This is a genomic window from Streptomyces sp. MGP-P1 (genome assembly GCF_057766565.1).
Genome location: NZ_JBYMEM010000004.1, coordinates 61,314 through 82,505 on the forward strand (window position 1 = coordinate 61,314; position 21,192 = coordinate 82,505).

Here is a 21,192-nt window from a genome sequence, read left to right on the forward strand (position 1 = left end):
GGTTGACGCATGACGAGCATCGGTGGTGCCCAGATGGTCGACTGGAATCTCGCGGTGGCGACCGCGACCCGGCTGGTCCGGCCCGGTCCCGACATCAGCCGCGAGGAGGCCCGCGCCGTCGTCGCGGAGCTGCGGCGGCATGCCAAGGCCTCGGAGGAACACGTCCGGCTCTTCACCCGGATGATCCCCGAGGGGACCGAACCCGAGGACACCCCCGTCCTCGTCGTCGACCGGGCCGGCTGGATCAAGGCCAACGTCGCCGGCTTCCGCGAACTGCTGCGCCCGCTGCTCGCCAAGATGGAGAGCCGCCGCTCCGGCGGACCCGGCGGCGCCGTCGTCGGCATGGTCGGCGGCAAGGTCACCGGCGTCGAGCTGGGCATGCTGCTCTCGTTCCTCGCCTCCCGGGTCCTCGGCCAGTACGAGACGTTCGCCCCGGCCACCAGGGACCTGCCCGCCTCCGCCGACGGCGGCGGCCGGCTGCTCCTCGTCGCCCCCAACATCGTCCACGTCGAACGCGAGCTGGACGTCGACCCGCACGACTTCCGGCTCTGGGTCGCCCTCCACGAGGAGACCCACCGCACCCAGTTCACCGGTGTGCCCTGGCTGCGCGACCACCTCCAGGGCGAGATCCAGACGTTCCTCGACGAGACCGACGTCGACCCGATGACCTTCCTGGAGCGCCTCCGCGAGGCCGCCCAGTCCCTCTCCGGCGCCGGACGCCCCGAGGGCGAACAGGGTGAGAGCGACAGCCGCAGCCTCGTCGACATCGTCCAGACCCCAGCCCAGCGCGAGGTGCTCGGCCGCCTCACCGCCGTCATGTCCCTCCTCGAAGGGCACGCGGACTACGTGATGGACGGCGTGGGCCCCGACGTCGTCGGCTCCGTCTCCGAGATCCGCGAGAAGTTCCAGCAGCGCCGCGCCCAGGGCGCCGGCCGCCTCGACCAGGCCCTGCGCAAGCTCCTCGGCCTGGACGCCAAGCTCCGGCAGTACAAGGACGGCGAGAAGTTCGTACGATCGGTCGTCGACGAGGTCGGCATGGACGGCTTCAACCGCGTCTGGACCTCACCGAACACCCTCCCGACCAAGGCCGAGATCGCCAAGCCCGCCGACTGGGTCGCGCGGGTGCACCGTAAGGCCGAATCCTGACCGTCGGGCGGTCCGGGGAGCCATATTGGTCCGCCAATCACCCATCCGAGGGACCGTAGGGGCATGGGAAGGCGTGCAATGCTCGATGAACAGCTTGCCTCTGTCACCATCGACGCACTCTGAGTGACGGGACTCACGCGTTCCGGCGCTCGACGCTCCTCCCGAACTCCACGAAGGGCACCGGACATGGGTCCCCATCCTGCGGTCGCGGCGATACGCCTGGCGGTCCGCCGCGTACTCCACGACGTACTCACCGAATTCCACCGGCACGCCGACCACGACCGGCCGGCCGACGCGGCGAGGCGCCCCGCGCACGCCGCCCACTCCCACTCCCGTTATGCCGAAGCCGGCGCCGCGGGCAGGACCGCTCTCCCCGACCGGCCCGCCACCCCGCTCGTCCTCGTCGCCTGCTCCGGCGGCGCCGACTCCATGGCGCTCGCCTCCGCCCTCGCGTTCGAGGCCCGCAAACTCGCCGTCCGGGCCGGCGGCATCACCGTCGACCACAACCTCCAGTCGGGGTCCGGTCTCCGCGCCGCCGAGGTCGTCACCCGGCTCACCGCCATGGACCTCGACCCCGTCGAGGCCGTCGCCGTGCACGTCGGACGCGAGGGCGGCCCCGAGGCCGCCGCCCGCGACGCCCGCTACGCCGCGCTGGACGCCGCCGCCGAACGCCACGGCGCCGCCGCCGTCCTGCTCGGCCACACCCGCGACGACCAGGCCGAGACGGTCCTCCTCGGCCTCGCCCGCGGTTCCGGCATCCGCTCGCTCTCCGGCATGGCAGCCGCCTCCGGGCCGGCCGGCCGCTACCGCCGCCCCTTCCTCCAGCTCGACCGGCAGGCCGTCCGCAAGGCCTGCCTGGTCCAGTCCCTGCCCGTCTGGGACGACCCGCACAACATCGACCCCGCCTACACCCGCTCCCGGCTCCGCCACGAAGGCCTGCCCGCGCTGGAGAAGGCGCTCGGCAAAGGCGTCGTCGAAGCCCTCGCCCGCACCGCCCAGCTCTCCCGCGACGACGCCGACGCCCTGGACACCTGGGCCGCCGAGGCCGAGCTGTCCGTACGGGACGAGACCGGCCGCCTGGAGTGCGCCAAGCTCTACGTCCTGCCGCCCGCGGTACGCCGCCGGGTGCTGCGCCGCGCACTGATCGAGGCCGGGGCGCCCGCCGGCTCCCTCTTCGCCCGGCACCTCGAAGAAGTCGACCGCCTGATCACCGGCTGGCGCGGCCAGCGGGCCATCAACCTGCCCGGCCGCGTCGAGGCGATGCGGCAGGGTGGCAGACTGGTCATTCGGCAGAGCTGACGCGCAAGCGGCTGAAGTGCAGGCGAACAGCCGGCCCGGCCCGGGCGCTTTCCCGGGCCGGCAGGCAGAGAAAGAGACGTGGGTGAACGAGAAGGACATGGGTACCGACCTTCAGTCGGTGCTCCTCACCAAGGAAGAGATCGACGCGAAGCTCGTCGAGCTGGCCGCGGAGATCGACGCGGAGTACGCGGGCAAGGACCTGCTGATCGTCGGCGTCCTCAAGGGCGCGGTGATGGTCATGGCGGACCTGGCGCGCGCGCTGTCCACCCCCGTCACGATGGACTGGATGGCCGTCTCCTCGTACGGGGCCGGCACCGAGTCCTCCGGCGTCGTCCGGATCCTCAAGGACCTCGACACCGACATCAAGGGCAAGCACGTCCTGATCGTCGAGGACATCATCGACTCCGGTCTGACGCTGTCCTGGCTGCTGTCCAACCTGGGCTCCCGGGAACCGGCCTCGCTGGAGGTCTGCACCCTGCTGCGCAAGCCGGATGCCGCAAAGGTCGCGATCGATGTGAAGTGGATCGGTTTCGACATCCCCAACGAGTTCGTCGTCGGCTACGGGCTGGACTACGCGGAGAAGTACCGCAACCTGCCCTTCGTCGGCACGCTCGCCCCGCACGTCTACGGCGGCTGACCCCGGCCGATCCGCTGGGGAACCCTCGCCGCCCTCGGGCCGTTGAAGCTGCGAAAGCAGGTTTCTCCGTCGTACCCGGCAGTCGCTGGTGACGATGCTGGGGTACCGTCCGAAGAACAGTCTTTTCAAACAGCAGCATTTACCTACGGGCAGGAGGGACGGGGCATCTTCGCTCCGTATGGATGGACGTGAAGCGATACTTCCGTGGGCCCGTCATGTGGATCGTGCTGGCCGTCCTCGCCGTGGTCGTGTTGATGCAGGTCGTCGGCTCGTCCGGCGGCCACAAGACGGTGGACACCGGCAAGGTGATCCAGGCGATCAGCAAGAACCAGGTGGAGCAGGCCAAGCTGACCACCGGTGACGAACAAATCCTCAAGATCGAGCTGAAGAAGGGCCAGAAGCTCGAAGGCGAGTCCGGCAGCAAGTTCCAGGCGAGCTACATCGGCAACCAGGGCGTCGAGCTCGCCGACACGTTGCAGCAGAAGTTCGAGGACGGTGACATCGAGAAGGGTTACACCGTCTCGCCGTCGAAGCAGTCCCCGTTCGTCTCGATCCTCCTCTCGCTGCTGCCCTTCGTCCTCATCGTGGTCGTCTTCCTGTTTCTGATGAATCAGATGCAGGGCGGCGGATCCAAGGTCATGCAGTTCGGCAAGTCCAAGGCCAAGCTGATCACCAAGGACACCCCCAAGACGACCTTCTCCGACGTGGCGGGATCCGACGAGGCGGTCGAGGAACTCCACGAGATCAAGGAGTTCCTCCAGGAGCCGGCGAAGTTCCAGGCCGTCGGCGCCAAGATCCCCAAGGGCGTCCTGCTCTACGGGCCGCCCGGTACGGGCAAGACGCTGCTCGCACGCGCCGTCGCCGGCGAAGCGGGCGTGCCGTTCTACTCGATCTCCGGGTCCGACTTCGTCGAGATGTTCGTCGGCGTCGGCGCCTCCCGGGTGCGCGACCTCTTCGAGCAGGCCAAGGCGAACGCCCCGGCGATCGTCTTCGTCGACGAGATCGACGCCGTCGGCCGCCACCGCGGCGCCGGCATGGGCGGCGGTCACGACGAGCGCGAGCAGACGCTCAACCAGCTGCTCGTCGAGATGGACGGGTTCGACGTGAAGGGCGGCGTCATCCTGATCGCCGCCACGAACCGCCCGGACATCCTCGACCCGGCGCTGCTGCGCCCCGGACGTTTCGACCGGCAGATCGCGGTCGACCGCCCGGACATGCAGGGCCGCCTGGAGATCCTCAAGGTGCACCAGAAGGGCAAGCCCGTGGCGGAGGGCGTCGACCTCGGCGCCGTCGCCCGACGCACGCCCGGCTTCACCGGCGCCGACCTGTCGAACGTGCTCAACGAGGCCGCGCTCCTGACGGCGCGCGGCAACAAGAAGCTCATCGACAACGAGAGCCTCGACGAGGCCATCGACCGCGTCGTGGCGGGCCCGCAGAAGCGGACCCGGATCATGTCCGAGAAGGAAAAGAAGATCACCGCGTACCACGAGGGCGGACACGCCCTGGTCGCGGCGGCCTCCCCCCAGTCGGACCCGGTCCACAAGATCACGATCCTCTCCCGCGGTCGCGCCCTCGGTTACACGATGGTGCTCCCGGAGGAGGACAAGTACTCCACGACCCGCAACGAGATGCTCGACCAGCTGGCGTACATGCTGGGCGGGCGTGCGGCCGAGGAGCTGGTCTTCCACGACCCGACCACCGGCGCCGCGAACGACATCGAGAAGGCCACGGCGACGGCCCGCGCGATGGTCACGCAGTACGGCATGACGGAGCGCCTCGGCGCGATCAAGTTCGGCGGCGACAACTCGGAGCCCTTCCTGGGCCGCGAGATGGGCCACCAGCGCGACTACTCGGAAGAGGTCGCGGCACTGGTCGACGAGGAGGTCAAGAAGCTCATCGAGACCGCCCACAACGACGCGTGGGAGATCCTCGTCGAGAATCGCGACATCCTCGACGCCCTGGTGCTCGAACTGCTGGAGAAGGAGACGCTGGGCAAGGACGAGATCGCGGAGATCTTCGCCCCGCTCGTCCGGCGCCCCGCCCGACCGGCATGGACCGGATCCGCCCGACGCACCCCGTCGACGCGGCCCCCGGTGCTCTCTCCCAAGGAGCTGGCCCTCACCAACGGCGCATCGGTCGCCAACGGTTCGGCCACCCCGCCGGAGATCGCCCCGACGGACCTGACGAAGGACATCGCCCCGTCCACCGAGGTGATTCCCGAGGAGCGTCCCGAGAGCCAGTGACGGACCGACTCCGGTGAGACCCCCGTCACGGGGGCCGACCCGGTCCCGGAATGGATGCCGCGCCCCCCAGGTTTTAGCCTGTGGGGGCGCGGCTTTTCCGTATGCCTGCGAGGTCTGAGCGCGAACCCGCGCACGGGACAGCACAGAGGAACGAGGCACAGATGACCGACCCGGTGACGCTGGACGGCCAGGGTTCGATCGGCGAGTTCGACGAGAAGCGGGCCGAGGCGGCCGTACGCGAACTGCTGATCGCCGTCGGGGAGGACCCGGACCGCGAGGGCCTGCGGGAGACGCCGGGGAGGGTGGCGCGGGCGTACAAGGAGATATTCGCGGGCCTGTACCAGCAGCCCGAGGACGTCCTGACGACCACGTTCGACCTGGGTCACGACGAGATGGTGCTGGTCAAGGACATCGAGGTGTTCTCGACGTGTGAACATCACCTGGTGCCGTTCAGGGGCGTCGCGCACGTCGGCTACATCCCCGCCTCCACCGGCAAGATCACCGGCCTGTCCAAGCTCGCCCGGCTGGTCGACGTCTACGCCCGCCGCCCGCAGGTCCAGGAGAGGCTGACGACGCAGATCGCCGAGTCCCTCATGTCGATCCTGGAGCCCCGCGGAGTCATCGTCGTCATCGAGTGCGAGCACATGTGCATGTCGATGCGCGGTATCCGCAAGCCCGGGGCGAAGACCCTCACCTCCGCGGTCCGCGGCCAGCTCCGGGACCCCGCGACCCGTGCCGAGGCGATGAGCCTCATCATGGCGCGCTGACGCTCTCCCGAACGCGCGAGACGGGCGCGGCAGTCGCGTGGAGCGGCCGCCGCGCCCGTATCCGTCTACGCTGCCGCCGTGCCCGTGCCGTCGTGGTCGTTGCCGTCCTCCGGGAGGCGGCAGACGCGTTCCAGGAAGAGCGCGGCCGCGATGACCGCGATGCCGGCCACCACCGCCGCGCCCGCGTAGATGGCCTGGTCGCGGCGGGGCGGGATGTCGAGGTAGCTCAGGAGGAAGACGCCGGTGCCGCCGTACATACCGGCGACGAGGGCGGTGACCAGGGCGCTCGCCTGCCCGAAGACGACCGCGCGGGCCGCGAACAGCGGCTCGACCCCCTTGGCGCCGGGGCGGCGTTCGCGCTGGGCGCGCAGGCGGGTGCGGGTGGAGAGGGCGGTCGCGAGGAGGATCACCGCGATCACGGCGAGCACGATCGACGCGGCCAGCGGGACGCTCGGCAGGGTGCTGAGGGAGTCCCAGAGGCGGGCCCCGCCCCAGGAGAGGACACCGGCGGCGGCGAAGAGGCCCGCCAGTACCCCGAGCCGTAGTTGCTTCACCGAGTGAGCCGCCCTTCGCGTCGCCTGTGCCCGGTCCGGCCGTGTGCCGGACCACCGTCCGTCGAGCTTAGGGCCTGTCGTTTGGATCATGCCGGGCTCGCGGGCCCGGCACGCACCGGACCCCGCTCCCTGATCCGGCCTGATCCAAACGACAGACCCCAACGATTACTCCGGCAGGCGCAGTTCCAGGTCGGCACGGGGCAGGACGCTGTCGCGGCCGACCTCGGCGAGGAGCTGGGCCACCGGGCCGGCGCCGGGCAGCTGGGCCTCGGGGTCGATGTCGTGCCACGGGGCGAGGACGAAGGCCCGCTCGTGGGCGCGCGGGTGCGGGAGCGTGAGCACCGGGTCGTCGGAGAGGACGTCGGCGTACGCCACGATGTCCACGTCGATGGTGCGCGGACCCCAGCGCTCCTCGCGGACCCGGTCGAAGGCCTCCTCGACGGCCTGCCCGCGCTCCAGCAGGGAGGCGGGGGGCAGCGTCGTCTTCACGAGGATGACGGCGTTGAAGTACGAGGGCTGGGAATCCGCCTCGACGCCCCAGGGCTCCGTCTCGTACACCGGGGAGACGGCCTTGACCCGGAGGCCCGGGGTGTCCTCCAGGGCGTCGACGGCCCCCTGGAGGGTCTCCAGCCGATTGCCCAGGTTGGAGCCGAGGGAGATCACGGCCATCTTGGGGTTGGAGAGCGTGACGTCGGCGGCGTCCACCTGCCGGACGACGGCGGTCGGAACCGGCTGTACGGTCGGGTCGCTCTGCCCTTCGGTGGAAAATGCAGTCATGCTCGGCTCCGGATGATGGTGATGGTCACGTCGTCGAAGGGGACGGTGATCGGTGCGTCCGGCTTGTGCACCACGACCTCGACCTCCTGGACGCCTTCGTGCTTCAGGCACTGCTGGGCGATGCGTTCGGCGAGCGTCTCGATCAGATCGACCGGTTCGCCGGTCACCACGTCGACGACCTCCTCGGCCACCACGCCGTAGTGCACGGTGCGGGCCAGGTCGTCGGTGGCTGCCGCGGGGCGGGTGTCCAGGCCGAGCACCAGGTCGACGATGAAGGTCTGGCCCTCCTCCCGTTCCCGGGGGAAGACACCGTGGTGCCCACGGGCCTTGAGGCCGCGCAGCGCGACACGATCCACGCGAATCACTCCTGCTGTCGTTGGTCGAGAGGCACCCGGCCGCGTGCGGGCGGCGAGGTGCCTTCTTCCGAATCTACCCGCGAGCACCGACAGCGCTCGCCCGTGGGGCCGCCGACAGCGCCTTCGGGCTGGTAGCCGCCCCTACCCGGTGGTCGTCGGTTCCAACCCCTATGGGTCCCGTACCCACTCAGGAAGGTGTTTCCTCGTCGTCGTCCTCATCGGATTCCGTCAGGACGGGCGATCCGTGGTGGGACCAGAGTTTCCAGCCGTCGGCGGTGCGCCGGAACACGTTCGTGGCGACGACCAGCTGGCCCACGAGCGGCCCCAGCGCGTTGCCCTCCTCGGCGGGGCCGCCGCTGAGGATGTTCTCGGTGCAGGTGACCAGCGCGGTGTCCTCCGTCATCGCGATGTTGACGTCGGTGAGGAAGAACTGGATGTACTCGGTGTTCGCCATGATCAGGGCGTAGCTGCGCAGTACGTCTCCGCGGCCCGTGAGCACCGGCCAGCCGGGGTGGACGCACGAGACGGTGAGGTCCTCGCCCGGCAGCCACCGGCCGGACAGCTCGTCGTGGTCGCCGCGTTCCAGCGCCTCGTAGAAGGCGGTGTTGGCGGCCTCGACCTCCGCGATGTCGGCGGCGGCCCGTGCGTGTTCCTCGTTCACGCGGCGCCCTCGACCGCGCGGGCGACGCGGACGGCGTCGGCGGTGGCCCGTACCTCGTGGACCCGGACCGCCCAGGCTCCGGCCGACGCGGACAGCGCCGAGACGGCCGCGGTCGCCGCGTCGCGTTCGCGGGCGGGCGGCGGGGCCGAGCCGGGCCCGGCCAGGACGTGCCCGAGGAAACGTTTGCGGGAGGCGGCCACCAGCAGCGGGCGGCCCAGCGTGTGCAGGCCGGCCAGGTGCGCGACGAGCGACAGGTCGTGGGCGGCGTCCTTCGCGAAGCCGAGGCCGGGGTCGATCACGATGCGCTCGGGGGCGACGCCGCCCGCGACGACCGCGTCCATCCGCTGCCGCAGCTCGGCGAGGACCTCGGCGACCACGTCCTCGTACACCGCGCGGCTGTTCATCGACTCGCTGAAGCCGCGCCAGTGCATCACGACGAACGGGACCTCGGCGGCGGCGACGGCCGGGATCATGTCCGGGTCGGCGAGGCCGCCGCTGACGTCGTTGACCAGGGCGGCCCCGGCGGCGACGGCCTGCTCGGCGACGCGGGCGCGCATGGTGTCCACGGAGACGGTGACGCCCTCGGAGGCCAGCCCCCGCACTACGGGCACGACCCGGCGCAGCTCCTCGGCCTCGTCCACCCGGCTGGCGCCGGGGCGGGTCGACTCACCGCCCACGTCCACCAGGTCCGCGCCCTCGGACACCAGGTGCAGACCGTGCTTGACCGCGGCCGCGGTGTCGAACCAGCGGCCGCCGTCGGAGAAGGAGTCGGGCGTCACGTTGACGACGCCCATGACCGCGCAGCGGTCCCACTCCGGCAGCCCTCGGACCGTGCCCCGCGTGCGTGACGTACTCATACGACCAGACTAGGCCCGTCACGTCACCCGTCACGCCGCGCGTACCCGTGCTCCTGGGCGGGGGGAGGCGTGGGGCCGCACGGGCGCGGGCGGCGGGGGCGGAACGGGCGGGGCGGCGAGAGGTTCACGAAGCCCTCCGCCCGCATCGCCGCGATCCCGGTGCGGGGCAGGTCGCGGCTGGTGCGGAAGACCACGAAGCGGGGCTCCCAGCGGGGCTTGAACGTGGCGTTGTACCTGTACAGCGACTTGATCTGGAACCAGCGGGGGAGGAAGACCAGCAGCCCCCGCCAGCAGTGCGGCACCGGTCCCGCGCCGAGCCGCTCGCCGCGGGCCGGCGCGGAGCGGAACATCGCGAAGTTCAGCGAGACCCGGGCGACGCCGAGCCTCCCGGCGGCCTGGAGGGAGGCGACGATCAGGAGCTCGTTCATGCCGGGGTCGGCCGAGCGGTCGCGGCGCATCAGCTCCAGGGACATGCCGTCCGGTCCCGTCCCCGGGGGACGAAGTGGAGGACCGCCTTCAGGTCGCCGTGAGGGGAGTTCTCCGTACCGGAGCCGGTCGGATGGGCGGTGGCGATCACGCAGGCGCCGTCGGCCGGGTCGCCGATCCGGCCCAGCGCCATGGAGAAGCCGCGTTCGGTGTCGGCGCCGCGCCAGTCGGCGGCGGCGCGGCGGATCCGGTCCAGCTCGGTGTCGCCGATGTCACGTGCCCGCCGGACCCGGGTCGCGTAGCCGTTCCGTTCGATGCGCTCGACCATCTGGCGCACGTTCCGCATGGCCCGTCCGGCGAGGGAGAAATCCGCCCCGTCCACCACCGCCTCGTCGCCCGGTTCCAGGGCGGTGAGGCCGGTCTCGCGGGTCCAGACCTGGCCGCCGGTCCCGCTGCAGCCCATCACGGCGGGGGTCCAGGAGTGCGCCTGCGCCTCGTCCATGAAGCGTTCGATCGCGCCCGGCCAGGCCTCCACGTCACCGATGGGGTCACCGCCGGCCAGCATCACCCCGGAGACGACCCGGTAGCAGACGGCGGCCTTGCCGCTGGGGGAGAAGACGACGCCCCTGTCACGGCGGAGCGCGAAGTGGCCGAGCGAGTCCCGGCCGCCGTGCCGCTCCAGGAGGGCCCGCAGCCGGCTCTCGTCGTCCTCGGTGAGGCGGGCGACCGGGTGTTCGGGGCGGAGGGCGAGGTAGAGGGTGGTGACGGCGGTGAGCAGGCCGAGCGCGCCCAGCGAGTAGGCCACGGTCCAGCCGGTGCGCCCGGTGTAGCCGACGGGACCCTCGACGCCGAACAGGCCGTACAGCACGTGCTGGAGACGGTCGGCGATGGACGGGTCGCCGACGACCCGGCCGGGGCGGACGCTGACGATGATCAGCCCGAGCCCCAGCGAACCAGCACCGAGCAGCACGAAGTTGGCGAGCGCGCGCCAGCGGCTACGGGGGTCGGGCAGCGCCCTGAACTGGTCCCGGCGGCACACCAGCAGCCAGCAGAGCGCCAGCGACACGAGCACTCCGACGATCGAGTGGCGGTACGCGAACTGGGCCACGGCCCCCGCGGGCAGCAGGACCACCGCCGCGCGCCAGGCCCGCCGCTTGTGCCGCTTCAGCCCGTGGGCGAGCAGGAGCAGCAGCATGCCCGCACTGAGCGAGAGGGCGGCGGCGAACGGGCCGAGCGCCCCGGGGAGCACCTCGGCGAGGGTGTGCGTCCGGCTGTGCCGGAAGCGGGGGAAGACCCCGGCGGCGACGTCGATCAGCCCGACGACGGTGCAGGCGGTACCGACGAGCGCGGGTACGGATTCGGGGCGCGGTCCGTGGAGCAACCGGCGTACGCGCTGCGGAACCGATACCGACTTGTCCCCATCTGGCGTGACAGACATCGCTTCCCGTGGCTTCGCGAGAGATTCGTGGAGTCCGTCGGCTGGAGCCCCACGGACGATGTGCGCCCTCTAGGACGGGGGCGGGGGAGCGCGGGTTCACCCACATTCCGGAAATTTCCCGCATCCGGCCCGCGTAAGGAATCACGGAGAAAAGAACGGTACGCGGCGAGCGACGGGCTCTCCGCGTACTACAAGGCGGCCGAGGACCCCCGACGACGGGCGACCTGTTCCACGGGAAGCGGGAGCTGCGTGACCGCGCCGACCTGATGTGGACTCTGGAGAACCGGCCACCGTCCGGCGGTTCCTTCCCGGTGACGACGGACCGGGAGGGCGAGGACAACCTGGGCAGCACGATGGAGTTCATCGAGAAGGTGAGGGCGCCCGCGAAGGTGTCCTCCATCGTGCTCGACAGCGGCGGGCACAACTTCACGACCTGGCGGCGGGAGATCCCGCCGGCCCTGGAGTGGCTGAGCGCCCGGCTCAGCGGGAACTGATGGGGGAGCGCCCTCAGGGGGCGGGGATCGTCGCGACCGTCTCCACGGCGACCTCGGCGCGCGGTACGTCCTGGGCGTCCGCGTCGATGGAGCGGCGCAGGGCCTCGTGGAGCCGGGCGGGGGTCAGCACGCCGAGGAAGCGCCCCTCGCTCTCCTTGTCGATGACGGCGATCCAGCCCGCGTCGTGCTGGAGCATGGTGGCGAAGGCCTGCTTGAGGGGTGCCCCGAGCGGGAGCCAGGCCTCCATCCGACGGGCGTGTTCGCGGACGGTGCCCCTGGCGGTGGCCGGTGCTCCGGCTCCGGTGGTCGCCGTGCCGGCCGTGGCGTCGGAGGTCGCGTCGGCGGGGATCCAGCCGTGGAGGTTGTCCCGGCCGTCCAGGACGACCGCCCAGCGCGCGCCCTGGGACCTGAGCCGTTCGGTGGCCGTGGTTAGCGGGTCGTCGAGGTGGACGACCGGCGGCTGGTCGAGGTCGCTCTCCTCGATGGGCGTCACCGAGAGCCGCTTCAGCCCGCGGTCCGCGCCGACGAAGTCGGCCACGTACGGGGTCGCGGGGGCTCCGAGCACGGTGGCGGGGGAGTCGAACTGCTCGATGCGGCCCTGGCCGTAGACGGCGATCCGGTCGCCCAGGCGGACCGCCTCCTCGATGTCGTGCGTGACGAACAACACGGTCTTGCGCACCTGGGCCTGGAGTTTCAGGAATTCGTTCTGGAGCCGTTCGCGGACGACCGGATCGACCGCGCCGAAAGGCTCGTCCATCAGGAGGACGGGCGGATCGGCGGCCAATGCGCGGGCCACGCCGACGCGTTGGCGCTGGCCGCCGGAAAGCTGTTCCGGATAGCGGTCGCCGTAAACGGAAGGGTCGAGTCCGACGAGGTCGAGGAGTTCGGCGGCGCGTTCGCGTCCCTTTCCGCGCTTCCAGCCCAGCAGATGGGGAACGGTCGCGGTGTTCTCCAGCACCGTCTTGTGCGGGAAGAGTCCCACCTGCTGGATCACATAGCCGATCCGGCGGCGCAGTTCCACGGGATCGATGGTGGATATGTCGTCCCCGTCGAGGAATATCCCACCCTCGGTCGGTTCGATCAGCCGGTTCACCATCTTCATCGTGGTCGTCTTGCCGCAACCGGAAGGTCCGACGAGCGTGACCAGTTCACCCTCGGCGACCTCGAAGGAAAGGTCGTCGACGGCGGTGGTGCCGTCTGCGTAACGCTTGGTGACGTGCTCGAAACGGATCATGGTTCCCCATTGTGGAGGGCGTTCTGTGAAGGGCGTGTTGCCGGAATGCGACAGCCTCCGCGATTGTCAGTGGTCGAGGATAGGCTCGCCAGTCATCAGTTCGATCCGGGGCGAACCGGGGGAGGACCCGGCGCGATCAGGGGAAGACCCCGGCGCGATCCCGGGGAGGACCCGGCGCGATCCGGGCGAGATTCCGGGGCACGAGCGAAAGCAGGAGGTGGGGGGCGGATGGCCGAGCAGAACTGCCTGGTGACGAACGACTGGATCTGCGGGGAGTATCTGCGCTCCCGCAGCCAGGAGTTGACCGACGCGACCGTGCAGCACATCGGGATCACGGTGGTCTCGGTGCTGATCGGGCTCGCGGTCGCCTTTCCGCTGGCGCTGCTCGCCCGCCGGGGCCGGCGCTTCGCCGGGCCGGTGCTCGGGCTGACGACCGTGCTCTACACCGTGCCCTCGCTGGCGATGTTCTCGCTGCTGCTGCCCCTGTTCGGGCTGTCGGCCGCGCTCGTCGTCACGGGCCTGGTGCTCTATTCGCTGACCATCCTCGTACGCAACATCCTGGCCGGGCTCGAAGCGGTGCCCGAGGAGGCCCGGGACGCCGCCCGCGGCATGGGATACGGGCCGGGGCGGCTGCTGTGGGAGGTGGAGCTCCCGCTGGCGCTGCCCGCGGTGATGGCGGGGCTGCGGATAGCCACCGTGTCGACGGTCGCGCTGACCACGGTCGGCTCGCTCGTCGGCAAGGGGGGCCTGGGCAATCTCATCGAGGACGCGCTGCCCAGCTTCTTCAAGGCCCAGGTGCTCGCCGCCTCGGTCCTGTGCGTGCTGCTCGCGTTGGCGGCGGACCTGCTGCTGCTCGGCCTCCAGCGGCTGCTGACGCCCTGGACCCGGATATCCGGGCACGCCCGGACGCCCGGTCCGTCCGGGGTGGACAAGGCCGGGCGCACCGACCCGGACGGACCGGGCGGACCGGCGGGCCTGCCCGCCCCGGCGAAGGTGGAGGCGGGCTGACCCGTGGGAGTCATCGGCGATGCCTGGACCTGGCTGACGACCGGGGCCAACTGGTCGGGCGACGGCGGGGCCGCGCACCGGCTCGGCGAGCATCTGTACGTGAGCGGGGTCGCCCTCGCGGTGGCCTGCGCGATAGCCCTGCCGCTCGCCCTGTATCTGGGGCACATCGGCAGGGGCGGTGCGCTCGCGGTGAACATCTCCAACGTGGGGCGGGCCGTCCCGGTCTTCGCGGTGCTCGCCCTGTTCATGGTCACGCCCCTGCGCAACTCGGGTTACTGGCCCACGATCATCGCGCTGGTGCTCTTCGCGGTGCCGCCGCTGCTGACCAACGCCTACGTCGGGATGCGGGAGGTGGACCGGGCCGTGGTGGAGGCCGCGCGCGGCATGGGAATGTCGGGCGGGCAGCTCTTCGTCCGGGTCGAGCTGCCGCTCGCCTACCCGATGATCATGACCGGGCTGCGGTCCGCCGCCGTCCAGGTCGTGGCCACCGCGTCGATCGCCGCGATGGTCGGCCTCGGCGGTCTCGGCCGGATCATCACCGCCGGGTTCAACACCTACGACACGGCCCAGGTCTTCGCGGGCGCGATCCTGGTCGCGGGACTCGCCCTGCTGGTGGAAGGGGTGCTCGTGGGCCTGGACCGGCTGCTGTCACCGCTGCGCCGCCGCCGGCCCGCGTGACGGGGCCCGGCGGCCCCCAGCTTTCCTTTGGTCACCTTTTTTCAGTTCGGACGGAGAACAGAACATGAGCAGAACCTCGCGGATAGCGGGAGCGGTCGTCGGCATGGTGGCGCTGGCCGGGTCGCTGGCGGCCTGCGGCGGCGACAGCCTGGAGCAGGAGAAGGGCTCCGGCTCCTCGGGCGGCGACGGCAAGAAGGGCTCCCTCGTCGTCGGCTCGGCCTCCTTCACCGAGTCCAAGGTGCTCGCCGAGCTGTACGCGCAGATCCTCGGGGACGCCGGGTACGACACCTCGGTCACCACGGTGAAGAACCGCGAGCTGTACGAGCCCTCGCTGGAGAAGGGTGAGATCGACGTCGTCCCCGAATACGCCGCGACGATCACCGAATTCCTCAACGCCAAGGTGAACGGGGCGGAGAAGGCCCAGGGCGCCCCCTCGCCTCCCCGGACGCCGACGCCACGGTCGCCGCGCTGGAGAAGCTCGCGGGCCCGCTGGGCCTCAAGGTGCTCCCGGCGGGGAAGGCCGTCGACCAGAACGCTTTCGCGGTCTCGAAGGAATTCGCCGAGAAGAACAAGCTCACGACCCTTTCCGATCTTGGAAAGTCGAAGCTCAAGGTGAAGATCGCGGCGGGCGACGAGTGCGAGGTGCGGCCGTTCTGCGCACCCGGTCTGAAGAAGACGTACGGCATCGACGTCACGGGTATCGACCCCAAGGGCGTCGGAACCCCGCAGTCCAAGCAGGCCGTCCGCGACGGCAAGGTCGAGCTGGTCCTGACGACCACCACGGACGCGGTGCTGGACGGGCTGGTCTTCCTGGAGGACGACAAGAAGCTGCAGAACGCCGACAACGTCCTGCCGGTCCTCAATGCCAAGGACGCGGGCGCCCCGGAGATCGCCGACGCGCTCGGAAAGCTCACCGACGCGCTCACCACGGAGGATCTCGCGGAGCTGAACCGCAAGGTCGACGCCGAGCGCGCGAAGCCCGCAGACGTGGCCAAGGAGTATCTGGAGTCGAAGGGGCTCATCAAGAAGTAGGGCTCGGGCAAAGGACATTTCGGGGGCCGCGAGGTAACCGGCGGGGAACAGATTGCCGAGCGGCCCCCAAGTGGCGCGTACACACGGTAAATTTCAGGCCATGCCACGTGGACGCCACCGCCATTCCCCACCCCTTCACAGAATCCTGCCCCCCTCCGTGGTGGCGGGAGTGTCGGTCGTCGGTGCCGCCGGCGCCTGGCTCCTGGCCGAACCCCTGGTCCTGCGCGGCCTGGTGGCCGCCGTGGCGGCCGCCGCCGTCACCGGCGCGTATCTGATGCGCAGCTGGGACCGGGCGGCGGGACTGCGGGTCGCCGAGCTGACCCGGGCCCGCGCCAGTGACGAATGGCGGGCCGAGGAGCGGATAGCCGAGCTGGAGCAGGATCTGGAGGAGTCGCGCGAGCTGCGCACCCGTCTGGAGACCAAGCTCCGCCGCAAGCGCGTCGAGCTCGCGGGGCTGCGCGGGGAGCACGCCGGACTGCTGCGCCGCTACGCCAACGCCGAGACCGAGCGGGCCAGCGCGCTGGAGGGCCGCAGGCAGCTCGCCATCGAGGCCGCCGCCCCCAAGGAGCTGCTGCCCGCGCGGTCCACGCCGACCCCCGAGTCGTACCGGCGCGCGGACGAGGCCCTGATGAACCTCACACGCAACGCGGCGCTCCAAGAGACCCGCCGGACGGTGGAGGCGGCCCGGAAGCGACAGCCGGCCGTCGACGACCGGCACCACGACACGGAGGGGGAGGGCCCGCGGGGGAAGCACGCGGCGGCCCCCGGGGCGGGCGAGCACCGGGACCACCAGCACCGCCGCCCCTCCACCCCCCTGCCCGCCCCGGCGCTCCCGAGCGTGAAGGCCCCCGCCTCCAAGACGCCGGCGCCCGTGCCGCGCGCGATCCCGGGCGCCTCGGCCGTCGTCCCGTACGCCGCGCGCCGCCACCTGGCACCCCAGGGCAACTTCGACTTCTTCGGCGCCCAGCACGCCCAGAGCACCGAGAAGGTGAACGCCGCGATCGAGTCCGTGCAGAACGAGGACCTCGCGGACGTCGTCGGCGAGGAGGCGCTCGCCGCCCACCGCACGGGAGCCGTCGACAACCGGGCCGTGGGCAAGGTCATCGACCTCACCGCGCACGACGAGACCGAGCAGATCGAGGTGGCGGAACTGCGCGGCGCGGTCTGAGAGCCCGAGCGCCCGGGGGAAGGCCCCGGGCCTCTGACGCGTCGAGCTGCCCTTCGAACTACTTGTCGATGTCGCCGACGACGAAGAACAGCGAGCCCAGGATCGCCACCATGTCGGCGACCAGGGTGCCCGGCAGCAGCTCGGTGAGCGCCTGGATGTTGTTGAACGAGGCGGAGCGCAGCTTCAGCCGGTAGGGTGTCTTCTCGCCCTTGGACACCAGGTAGTAGCCGTTGACGCCGAGCGGGTTCTCCGTCCAGGCGTAGGTGTGGCCCTCCGGCGCCTTGAGCACCTTGGGCAGTCGCTGGTTGATCGGACCCGGCGCCAGGTGGGCCATCCGGTCCAGGCAGGCGTCCGCCAGGTCCAGGGAGCCCAGGGTCTGCTCCAGCAGGCACTCGAAGCGGGCCAGGCAGTCGCCCTCGGTCCGGGTGACGACCTTCAGGGTGTCCTGGAGCTCCCCGTACGCGAGATACGGCTCGTCGCGCCGCAGGTCGAAGTCGACGCCCGAGGCGCGGGCGATCGGCCCCGACACCCCGTACGCGTGCACCGCCGCGGCGGACAGCACGCCCACGTCGCGCGTACGGCCCCGGAAGATCTCGTTGCCGAGGACGAGGTTCTCGTACACGTCCATGCGGGAGCGGACGGAGGCGACGGCGTCGCGGACCCGGCCGGCCCAGCCCGCCGGGACGTCCTCCTTGAGTCCGCCGACCCGGTTGAACATGTAGTGCATCCGCCCGCCGGAGACCTCCTCCATCACCGCCTGGAGCTCCTCGCGCTCCCGGAAGGCGTGGAAGACCGGGGTGATGCCGCCGAGTTCGAGGGGGTAGGAGCCGAGGAACATCAGGTGGTTGAGGACCCGGTTCAGCTCGGCGAGCAGCGTCCGCGTCCACACGGCGCGCTCGGGGACCTCCATGCCGAGCATCCGCTCGACGGCCATCACCACGCCCAGCTCGTTCGAGAACGCGGAGAGCCAGTCGTGGCGGTTGGCGAGCATGATGATCTGCCGGTAGTCGCGCGCCTCGAAGAGCTTCTCCGCGCCCCGGTGCATATAGCCGATGACCGGCTCCGCGTGCTGCACGCGTTCGCCGTCCAGCACGATCCGCAGCCGGAGGACCCCGTGCGTCGAGGGGTGCTGGGGACCGATGTTCAGCACCATGTCGGTGCTCTCCGCCGCTCCGCCGATGCCGATCGTCGTCTCCGTCATGCGGGACAGTATTCCCTGACGCCGGTCTGCCACGATTCCCCGACGTCGGCCGCCACGATTCCGCGAGGTCGGCCCGCCACGGGGGTCACCCGCGATCCGGCCGCACCGGCCCCACCCGGTGCAGCAGCCAGCCGAAGTCGCCGAGGCCGCCGCGGGCCGTCAGTTCCGCCGCCTCGCCCGCGGCCGACAGGGCGGTGACGTAGGCCGCAGGGTCGGTCGCGGCCAGGCTCAGCGGCGGGCGGCCGCCGTCGACGCCCAGCCGGTGCAGCGCCGCCCGCTGGTCGGTCAGCTCCGCGCTCGCGTACGGGACCGCCGCCGCGCAGGCGTCCAGCGCCACGTGCGAGGTCAGGTCGCGGGAGCCGTCCGGCACCGGGCGCACCTCGCGCCCGCCCCGGAAGCCGGTCAGCGTTCCGAAGGGCGGCCGGGCGCCCCGTACGTGCGCGTAGTCCACCGCCACCGCGAGACCGGCGGTGAGGGAGCCGACCGCCCGCGCCCAGGCCGCGTCCCGGGTCCGGCCGATCTCGGCCCGCTCGCCCGGTGCGGTCAGCGGCCACCAGCGCTCCAGCCACGCCGCGTCCGCCCCGCTCACCGCCTCGCCGAGGCGCTCCGCGCCGTCCGAGGTCCGCACCTGGACGTACCGGGGGACGCCGTCCGCGTCCGCCTCCGCCACCTCGGCCGGAACGTTGTCCAGCCACTCGTTGGCGAACAGCAGCCCGGTGACCCCCGCGGGCGGCTCCGCACACCACTCGATCCGGGGGTCCAGACCCGGGGGCCGGTCCGCGACCTCGACGGCGTACGCGGTCACGTCCGGTCCGCCGGGCAGCCCGGCCAGCGCGCCCAGCACTCCGGTCAGCAGCTCGCCGCGCCCCGCCCCGACGTCGACCAGCGCGACCGTGCCGGTGCCCAGCTCCCGCGCCGTTCCGGTCAGCAGCCGGGCCACCGCCGCCGCGAAGAGGGGCGAGGCGTGGACCGATGTGCGGAAGTGGCCCGCCGGCCCCTCCGGGCTCCGCAGCCGGCTGCGATAAAAGCCCTCGTATCCGTACAGAGCGGCCTGAGCCGCCTCCCGCCACCCACGCCACTCGTCCGTCACGTAGGCAAGTCTCCACCTTGGGGAGTACGGTCCCAGGACCTGGATCGGCCCTTCGGTTGACCCGGGCACCGATCCGCTGTCCCTACGCTGGGTTACGTGCAGCGCCTCTACGATTTCATCCGCAGACACCCGACAGGCGTCGACGTCTTCTGGGCCGTCTTCCTCCTCGGGCTCTCCGGCGTGTCGATGGTGTCGGGCATGTACGACGGGGGGCGCGAGGAGATCGTCGCCGTCCCGGTGATGCTGGGGCTCTCCACGGTGGTGGCGCTGCGCCGCAGGGCTCCGGAGAAGATGCTGCTGCTCGCCATCCTGGTGGGCGTCGTGCAGCTGGTGTTCGACGTCCGGCCCGGTATCGGCAACTTCGCGATGCTGGTGATCACCTACACCGTCGCCACGGTCGGGGAGCGCTGGGCGTCCCGGCTCGCCCTGGTGTGCAGCCTGAGCGCGGCCGCCCTGTCGCAGCTGCGGTGGGAGGCCGAGCCCGGGGGTTCCTGGGCCCAGGTGGTCTTCGTGACGATCATCATGACCGTGCCGTTCGTGCTGGCCTGGGTGCTCGGGGACTCGCTGCGGACCCGGCGCGCCTACTTCGACCAGCTGGAGGAGCGTGCCGCCCGCCTGGAACGGGAACGCGAGGCGCAGTCCAAGGTCGCGGTCGCCGCCGAGCGGGCCCGGATCGCCCGCGAACTGCACGACGTCGTCGCGCACAACGTCTCCGTGATGGTCGTCCAGGCCGACGGCGCCGCCTATGTCATGGACGCCGCCCCCGACCAGGCCAAGCAGGCCCTGGAGACCATCTCCAGTACCGGCCGCCAGGCGCTCGCGGAGATGCGGCGGCTGCTCGGGGTGCTGCGGACCGGTGACGCCCCGGAGAGCGGGGAGTACGTCCCCCAGCCCGATGTGGAGCAGATCGAGGACCTGGTCGCGCAGGTGCGGCAGACCGGCCTGGTGGTCGACTTCAAGGTCGAGGGCACCCCGCGCCCGCTGCCCAGCGGCGTGGAGCTGACCGCGTACCGGGTCGTCCAGGAGGCCCTGACGAACACCCGCAAGCACGGCGGACCCGACGCCGGGGCCAGCGTCCGGCTGGTCTACTTCGACGACGGCCTCGGGCTGCTGATCGAGGACGACGGCCGGGGCGCGGCGCATGAGCTGTACGAGGACGGCGGCGCGGACGGCGCCGGGCACGGGATGATCGGGATGCGGGAGCGGATCGGCATGGTCGGCGGCACCCTGGACGCGGGGCCCCGCCCCGGCGGCGGATTCCGGATCAGTGCCCTGCTGCCGCTCAAGCCCCCGGACTGACCCGCCGCCCGGTCGTCGACCCGCCTCTCACGACCACGGCGACCTCTACGAACACCACGCCCGACCCCAGGACACGACCGACCCCAGGACAGGACACGATCCCCATGACCACGGCCATCCGCGTGATGCTCGTCGACGACCAGGTGTTGCTGCGGACCGGTTTCCGGATGGTGCTCGCGGCCCAGCCCGACATGGAGGTCGTGGCCGAGGCCGGGGACGGGGCGGAGGCGATCGAGATCCTGCGGTCCACCGCCGTCGACGTGGTGCTGATGGACGTCCGCATGCCCCGGCTGGACGGCGTCGAGGCGACCCGCCGCATCTGTGCGCAGCAGGACCCGCCGAAGGTGCTCATCCTGACCACCTTCGACCTCGACGAGTACGCCTTCTCCGGGTTGAAGGCGGGGGCCAGCGGCTTCATGCTCAAGGACGTGCCGCCCGCCGAGCTGCTCGCCGCGATCCGTTCGGTGCACAGCGGCGACGCGGTCGTCGCCCCGTCCACCACCCGCCGGCTGCTCGACCGCTTCTCGCCGATGCTGCCCAGCGGCGACAAGGAGCCGAAGAACAAGCACGTCAGCAGGCTCACCGAGCGCGAACGGGAAGTCATGCTCCTGGTCGCCCAGGGCCTGTCGAACGGGGAGATCGCGGCCCGGCTCGTGCTCTCCGAGGCCACGGTCAAGACGCACGTCGGCCGGATCCTCACCAAGCTGAACCTCCGCGACCGGGTCCAGGTCGTCGTCCTCGCCTACGAGACCGGCCTGGTCCGGGCAGGCGGCGGCGCGGGCTGAGAGCCCGACGGGCTCAGCGCAGGACTGTCCTCCGGCTAGCCG

At 71.4% G+C, this 21,192-nt stretch carries 18 protein-coding genes and 3 pseudogenes; 12 read left to right on the forward strand and 9 right to left on the reverse strand.

All coding sequences use genetic code 11. From position 1 onward, the window contains the following. Positions 1 to 9: 9 nt before the first annotated feature. From AC3CH1_RS08010 to folE, 5 genes are all read left to right on the forward strand, one after another. Positions 10 to 1,146, forward strand: a complete 1,137-nt coding sequence (locus AC3CH1_RS08010) for a zinc-dependent metalloprotease (RefSeq protein ID WP_488462282.1) — start codon at positions 10 to 12, stop codon at positions 1,144 to 1,146. 186 nt (positions 1,147 to 1,332) lie between these two features. Then, entirely contained in the window at positions 1,333 to 2,445 is a 1,113-nt protein-coding gene (gene tilS, locus AC3CH1_RS08015) for a tRNA lysidine(34) synthetase TilS (RefSeq protein WP_488462283.1), read from the forward strand. Between the two features lie 97 nt (positions 2,446 to 2,542). Next, complete coding sequence (hpt, locus tag AC3CH1_RS08020) at positions 2,543 to 3,082, forward strand: hypoxanthine phosphoribosyltransferase (protein WP_488462458.1); 540 nt, start codon at positions 2,543 to 2,545, stop codon at positions 3,080 to 3,082. Positions 3,083 to 3,264: 182 nt separating this feature from the next. Next, positions 3,265 to 5,325, forward strand: coding sequence for an ATP-dependent zinc metalloprotease FtsH (gene ftsH, locus AC3CH1_RS08025; protein WP_488462284.1), 2,061 nt, complete (start codon positions 3,265 to 3,267; stop codon positions 5,323 to 5,325). A 161-nt stretch (positions 5,326 to 5,486) separates the two neighbouring features. Next, complete coding sequence (folE, locus tag AC3CH1_RS08030) at positions 5,487 to 6,092, forward strand: GTP cyclohydrolase I FolE (RefSeq protein WP_018959732.1); 606 nt, start codon at positions 5,487 to 5,489, stop codon at positions 6,090 to 6,092. A 65-nt stretch (positions 6,093 to 6,157) separates the two neighbouring features. Here folE and AC3CH1_RS08035 read toward each other — a convergent pair whose 3' ends face one another. From AC3CH1_RS08035 to AC3CH1_RS08060, 6 genes and pseudogenes are all read right to left on the reverse strand, one after another. Then, positions 6,158 to 6,646 (reverse strand): DUF3180 domain-containing protein, encoded by a 489-nt coding sequence (locus AC3CH1_RS08035; RefSeq protein ID WP_488462285.1) that lies wholly within the window; start codon positions 6,644 to 6,646, stop codon positions 6,158 to 6,160. A 165-nt stretch (positions 6,647 to 6,811) separates the two neighbouring features. Further along, entirely contained in the window at positions 6,812 to 7,423 is a 612-nt protein-coding gene (gene folK, locus AC3CH1_RS08040; protein ID WP_069756206.1) for a 2-amino-4-hydroxy-6-hydroxymethyldihydropteridine diphosphokinase, read from the reverse strand. Continuing rightward, a complete protein-coding gene (gene folB, locus AC3CH1_RS08045) occupies positions 7,420 to 7,779 on the reverse strand; it encodes a dihydroneopterin aldolase (RefSeq protein ID WP_018959729.1) in 360 nt (119 codons plus the stop codon). Before folB ends, folK begins: the two co-directional genes overlap by 4 nt. Positions 7,780 to 7,966: 187 nt before the next feature. After that, positions 7,967 to 8,440, reverse strand: a complete 474-nt coding sequence (locus AC3CH1_RS08050; RefSeq protein WP_488462286.1) for a nuclear transport factor 2 family protein — start codon at positions 8,438 to 8,440, stop codon at positions 7,967 to 7,969. Then, positions 8,437 to 9,297, reverse strand: coding sequence for a dihydropteroate synthase (folP, locus tag AC3CH1_RS08055; protein WP_488462287.1), 861 nt, complete (start codon positions 9,295 to 9,297; stop codon positions 8,437 to 8,439). Before folP ends, AC3CH1_RS08050 begins: the two co-directional genes overlap by 4 nt. Before the next feature lie 23 nt (positions 9,298 to 9,320). Further along, positions 9,321 to 11,161, reverse strand: a pseudogene (locus AC3CH1_RS08060) (phosphatidylglycerol lysyltransferase domain-containing protein). Between the two features lie 153 nt (positions 11,162 to 11,314). Here AC3CH1_RS08060 and AC3CH1_RS08065 point away from each other — a divergent pair. Beyond that, positions 11,315 to 11,655 (forward strand): annotated as a pseudogene (locus AC3CH1_RS08065) (esterase); the annotation flags it as partial. Positions 11,656 to 11,668: 13 nt separating this feature from the next. Here the strand turns inward: AC3CH1_RS08065 and AC3CH1_RS08070 are convergent. After that, positions 11,669 to 12,889 carry an ABC transporter ATP-binding protein gene (locus AC3CH1_RS08070; protein WP_488462288.1) on the reverse strand — a complete coding sequence of 407 codons (1,221 nt, stop codon included), beginning with the start codon at positions 12,887 to 12,889 and terminating at the stop codon, positions 11,669 to 11,671. Between the two features lie 228 nt (positions 12,890 to 13,117). Between AC3CH1_RS08070 and AC3CH1_RS08075 the strand changes: the two genes are divergently transcribed. The 4 genes and pseudogenes from AC3CH1_RS08075 (at position 13,118) to AC3CH1_RS08090 (ending at position 16,775) form a co-directional block, all read left to right on the forward strand. After that, positions 13,118 to 13,897 (forward strand): ABC transporter permease, encoded by a 780-nt coding sequence (locus AC3CH1_RS08075; RefSeq protein ID WP_488462289.1) that lies wholly within the window; start codon positions 13,118 to 13,120, stop codon positions 13,895 to 13,897. Positions 13,898 to 13,900: 3 nt separating this feature from the next. Then, positions 13,901 to 14,575, forward strand: a complete 675-nt coding sequence (locus AC3CH1_RS08080) for an ABC transporter permease (RefSeq protein WP_488462290.1) — start codon at positions 13,901 to 13,903, stop codon at positions 14,573 to 14,575. Between the two features lie 64 nt (positions 14,576 to 14,639). Continuing rightward, a pseudogene (locus AC3CH1_RS08085) lies at positions 14,640 to 15,607 on the forward strand (ABC transporter substrate-binding protein). Positions 15,608 to 15,707: 100 nt separating this feature from the next. After that, complete coding sequence (locus AC3CH1_RS08090) at positions 15,708 to 16,775, forward strand: hypothetical protein (RefSeq protein ID WP_488462291.1); 1,068 nt, start codon at positions 15,708 to 15,710, stop codon at positions 16,773 to 16,775. A gap of 58 nt (positions 16,776 to 16,833) precedes the next feature. Here the strand turns inward: AC3CH1_RS08090 and AC3CH1_RS08095 are convergent, their stop codons facing one another. Continuing rightward, entirely contained in the window at positions 16,834 to 17,976 is a 1,143-nt protein-coding gene (locus tag AC3CH1_RS08095; RefSeq protein ID WP_018959720.1) for an NADH-quinone oxidoreductase subunit D, read from the reverse strand. 85 nt (positions 17,977 to 18,061) lie between these two features. Beyond that, positions 18,062 to 19,066, reverse strand: coding sequence for an SAM-dependent methyltransferase (locus tag AC3CH1_RS08100; protein ID WP_488462292.1), 1,005 nt, complete (start codon positions 19,064 to 19,066; stop codon positions 18,062 to 18,064). 96 nt (positions 19,067 to 19,162) lie between these two features. On the opposite strand from AC3CH1_RS08100, the gene AC3CH1_RS08105 reads away from it, so the two are divergent. Both AC3CH1_RS08105 and AC3CH1_RS08110 read left to right on the forward strand, forming a co-directional pair. Further along, positions 19,163 to 20,365 (forward strand): sensor histidine kinase, encoded by a 1,203-nt coding sequence (locus AC3CH1_RS08105; protein ID WP_488462293.1) that lies wholly within the window; start codon positions 19,163 to 19,165, stop codon positions 20,363 to 20,365. A 104-nt stretch (positions 20,366 to 20,469) separates the two neighbouring features. After that, a complete protein-coding gene (locus AC3CH1_RS08110; protein ID WP_397925168.1) occupies positions 20,470 to 21,150 on the forward strand; it encodes a response regulator in 681 nt (226 codons plus the stop codon). Positions 21,151 to 21,192: the final 42 nt, after the last annotated feature.

Bases quoted from the DNA above. Each gene is read 5' to 3' on its own strand.
- AC3CH1_RS08010 (WP_488462282.1), top strand. From the start codon at position 10: ATGACGAGCATCGGTGGTGCCCAGATGGTCGACTGGAATCTCGCGGTG.
- folK (WP_069756206.1), bottom strand. From the start codon at position 7,423: ATGACTGCATTTTCCACCGAAGGGCAGAGCGACCCGACCGTACAGCCG.
- ftsH (WP_488462284.1), top strand. From the start codon at position 3,265: ATGGACGTGAAGCGATACTTCCGTGGGCCCGTCATGTGGATCGTGCTG.
- tilS (WP_488462283.1), top strand. From the start codon at position 1,333: ATGGGTCCCCATCCTGCGGTCGCGGCGATACGCCTGGCGGTCCGCCGC.
- AC3CH1_RS08070 (WP_488462288.1), bottom strand. From the start codon at position 12,889: ATGATCCGTTTCGAGCACGTCACCAAGCGTTACGCAGACGGCACCACC.
- hpt (WP_488462458.1), top strand. From the start codon at position 2,543: ATGGGTACCGACCTTCAGTCGGTGCTCCTCACCAAGGAAGAGATCGAC.
- folP (WP_488462287.1), bottom strand. From the start codon at position 9,297: ATGAGTACGTCACGCACGCGGGGCACGGTCCGAGGGCTGCCGGAGTGG.
- AC3CH1_RS08090 (WP_488462291.1), top strand. From the start codon at position 15,708: ATGCCACGTGGACGCCACCGCCATTCCCCACCCCTTCACAGAATCCTG.
- AC3CH1_RS08110 (WP_397925168.1), top strand. From the start codon at position 20,470: ATGACCACGGCCATCCGCGTGATGCTCGTCGACGACCAGGTGTTGCTG.
- AC3CH1_RS08095 (WP_018959720.1), bottom strand. From the start codon at position 17,976: ATGACGGAGACGACGATCGGCATCGGCGGAGCGGCGGAGAGCACCGAC.
- folE (WP_018959732.1), top strand. From the start codon at position 5,487: ATGACCGACCCGGTGACGCTGGACGGCCAGGGTTCGATCGGCGAGTTC.
- AC3CH1_RS08075 (WP_488462289.1), top strand. From the start codon at position 13,118: ATGGCCGAGCAGAACTGCCTGGTGACGAACGACTGGATCTGCGGGGAG.